Origin of the sequence: Micromonospora sp. NPDC049580, assembly GCF_040675595.1 — a bacterium.
Classification (GTDB): domain Bacteria; phylum Actinomycetota; class Actinomycetes; order Mycobacteriales; family Micromonosporaceae; genus Micromonospora.
Window position 1 is genome coordinate 1 of record NZ_JBFAPG010000616.1, and the last position, 3,160, is coordinate 3,160.

A 3,160-nucleotide genomic window follows, 5' to 3' on the forward strand; every position below is an offset into this window, starting at 1 on the left:
CACGGGTCTGGGTGTTCTTGTCCTCGGTCGGCAGCACCAGGGTGTGGCCCAGCGAGCGGCCACGGGACAGGATCGTCACCTTGTGCACCGGCGCGCAGTTGCCCGCCCTGCTGACGCTGCCGCCGACGGGCTTCGCGCTGGCGGCGCTGTATGCCGCGGCCTGGAGACCGACCGCCGACCCGGCCGCGACCCGGCGGCCCACCGCCGACCCGGCCGACGCCGCACGCGCCGGCCGGGCCGCGACCGGCTGGCTGGTGGGCCTGGCCGCGCTCGGCCCGCTGGCCTTCACCGACCCGGAAGAGATCACCCTGCTGCTGATCGGCACCCGGGACGTCCCGTTCTGGGTGGCGGCCGCCGCCGGCGCCGGCCTCGCCGTCGCGGTCCTGGTCGCCATCGGGTACGCGGTGCTGCTGGCCCGCCCGACGGCACGCACCCCGAGTCGCCGGGTCGCCGCGCTGGCGGCGGCGGTCCTGCTGGTGACCGTGGGTGTCGTCGACGTCGGGCCCGGCCAACCCGGCCTGTACGGGGAGCGGCTGCTGGTGGTGCTGCGCGAGCAGGCCGACCTGAGCGGCATCCCGGCCGGCGTCCCCGGGCAGGCCGGACGGGACGCCCGGGCGGCGGAGGTCTACCGGCGGCTGGTGACCACCGCCGACCGCAGCCAGGCCGACCTGCGCCGCACGGCGGGGCGGCTACGACTCGACCCGGTGCCGTACTACCTGGTCAACGCGGTCGAGGTGGATGGCGGACCGGCCGTACGGGCCTGGCTCGCGCGGCGACCCGAGGTGGCTCGGGTGCTGGTCAGCCAGCGCCTGCGGCCGCTGCCGGCCCCGGCGGGGCAGAGCCGGGGCACCGCGCCCGCGCCGACCGGCCCGGAGTGGAACATCCGTCAGCTCGGCGCGGACCGCGTCTGGTCCCAGCTGGGGGTGACCGGCAGGGGAATCGTGGTCGGCAGCTCCGACTCCGGTGTGGACGGCGGCCATCCGGCGCTGCGGGCCGGGTTCCGTGGCGGGGACGACTCCTGGTACGACCCGTGGGACGGCACCCGGACGCCGAACGACCAGGGCGGGCACGGCACCCACACGGTGGGCAGCGCGGTCGGGCGGGACGGCATCGGGATGGCGCCGGACGCGCAGTGGGTGGGCTGCGTCAACCTGGACCGCAATCTGGGCAGCCCGGGGCACTACCTGGACTGCCTCCAGTTCATGCTGGCGCCCTTCCCGGCCGGCGGTGATCCGTTCACCGACGGCCGGCCAGAGCGCGCCCCGCAGGTGCTGACCAACTCGTGGGGCTGCCCGGCGATCGAGGGCTGCGACCGGGAGGCCCTGCTCCCGGCCACCACGGCGCTGGACGCCGCCGGGATCTTCGTGGTCGCCGCGGCCGGCAACACCGGCCCGTGGTGCGCGTCGATCGACGACCCGCCCGCTCCGTACGCGAACGTGCTGACCGTGGGCGCGGTGGACGCGCACCGGCGGGTGGCCGAGTTCTCCTCACGCGGGCCGGTGCCGGGCGGCACGGGCAAACCGGACGTGCTGGCGCCCGGGGTGGGCGTGGTGTCGGCCATGCCCGGCGGCGGGTACGCGGCGCTGGACGGCACGTCGATGGCGACCCCGCAGGTGGCGGGAGTGGTCGCGCTCATGTGGTCGGCGAACCCGGCGCTGGTCGGGGACCTGACCAGGACCCGGCAGATCCTGCGGGACACCGCGACGCCGGCCGAGCCGACGTACCGTTCCGACAACCCCACCGACGCCTGCGGCGGCCCGGCGAACGTCACCGGCGCCGGCCAGGTCGACGCGTACGCAGCCGTTCGCGCCGCCCGGGGGTGAACGAGGGCGGGGCCGGTCACCGCCAGCAGGTGATCTAGGGTCGGCGACCATGGACGCCGAGATCACCGTCGCCGAACTGAGCCCCGACCTCGCGCCCACCGTGACGCGGTTCTGCGCGCAGGCGCTCGACCTGCCCGAGGACGCCGCCGAGGCGGCCGCCATCGTGGACGTGCTGTGGACCCGGGCCGCTGCCGGCCGCGCGGTGGTCGGGCTGGGCGCGTACCGGGGGAACGACCTGGTCGGGGTGCTGCTCTGCTCGGTGTCGCCGGCCGAGGTGGGCATCGGGCACGTGGACCTGGTCGCGGTGCTCCCCGGGCAGCGCCGCCGGGGGGTGGGCCGCGCGCTGCTGTCGCGGGCCGAACAGGCACTCGCCGAGCGCGGCGTCACCGAGGTGCTGCTCGCCGGAAACCCGCCGTACTACGCCTGGCCGGGCATCGACGTGCGGTACACGCCAGCGGTGTGCGCCGCCCTGGCGCTCGGCTACCACCAGGACCGGACCGCCTGGAACATGACGGCGGACCTGTCGTACGACGAGTCACCGGCCCTGCGGTCCACGGAGGCCGCGGAGCAACGGCTGGCTGGGCAGGGCATCACGGTACGCCGGGCGGAGCCCGCGGACCTGCCGGCGCTGGCCGCGTTCGCCCGGTCCACCTTCGGTGGCGCCTGGGACGGCGAGCTGGCCGGGTCGGTGGGCCGCGCGGGGGCGGGCTGCCACCTGGCGGAGCGGACCGGCGAGGTGCTGGGTTTCGCCGCCTACGGGTCGTCCCGGCCGAGCTGGTTCGGGCCGATGGGCACCGCGCCCGCCGCCGAGGGTTCGGGCATCGGCGGGGTGCTGCTGCGACGCTGCCTGCGCGACCAGCGTGCGGCGGGGGTGGACCAGGCGCAGATTGGCTGGGTGGGGCCGGTGCCGTTCTACTCGGGCAGCGCGGGCGCCCGGATCGAGCGGGTCTTCTTCCTGTACCGGCGGACCCTACCGGTGACGTGAGAGGGCAAATGGGACATGAGTCCATTCGCCCGCATTACCCATCGACGCCCCCTACCGTTTCGGTAGAGGAGGCAGCCATGACCACGGATGACGACCAGACCGAGGACGGCCCGCCGATCACCTGGAAACCGGTCGGCGAACTGCCCGGCCAACTCCCGTTCGACCGGCTCGACTACGGCGACGCCGAGCAACTTGCCGAGATGACCACCGACGGCGAGCGGCTGACCGAGGAACCGCAGGAGATGGTGGACGCGCCGATCCAGCTGCTCCCGCCGTACGACCGGGCGCAGAAGCGCCGCAACCAGCGCCCACTGCCCACCTGACGACGAACGGGGCGGACCGCGTCAGCGGC

Annotated in this window: 3 protein-coding genes; all 3 read left to right on the top strand. The window is 75.6% G+C overall.

All coding sequences use genetic code 11. The features are described 5' to 3' along the window. Nucleotides 1-1,823 (top strand): S8 family serine peptidase (locus tag AB0J68_RS29960; protein ID WP_363941969.1); only part of this gene is annotated, 1,823 nt, incomplete at its 5' end. Nucleotides 1,824-1,872: 49 nt separating this feature from the next. Beyond that, nucleotides 1,873-2,808, top strand: a complete 936-nt coding sequence (locus tag AB0J68_RS29965; protein ID WP_363941972.1) for a GNAT family N-acetyltransferase — start codon at nt 1,873-1,875, stop codon at nt 2,806-2,808. A gap of 77 nt (nt 2,809-2,885) precedes the next feature. After that, nucleotides 2,886-3,131 carry a hypothetical protein gene (locus AB0J68_RS29970; RefSeq protein ID WP_354861458.1) on the top strand — a complete coding sequence of 82 codons (246 nt, stop codon included), beginning with the start codon at nt 2,886-2,888 and terminating at the stop codon, nt 3,129-3,131. The last annotated feature ends 29 nt before the right edge of the window (nt 3,132-3,160 follow it).

Bases quoted from the DNA above. Each gene is read 5' to 3' on its own strand.
- AB0J68_RS29970 (WP_354861458.1), top strand. From the start codon at position 2,886: ATGACCACGGATGACGACCAGACCGAGGACGGCCCGCCGATCACCTGG.
- AB0J68_RS29965 (WP_363941972.1), top strand. From the start codon at position 1,873: ATGGACGCCGAGATCACCGTCGCCGAACTGAGCCCCGACCTCGCGCCC.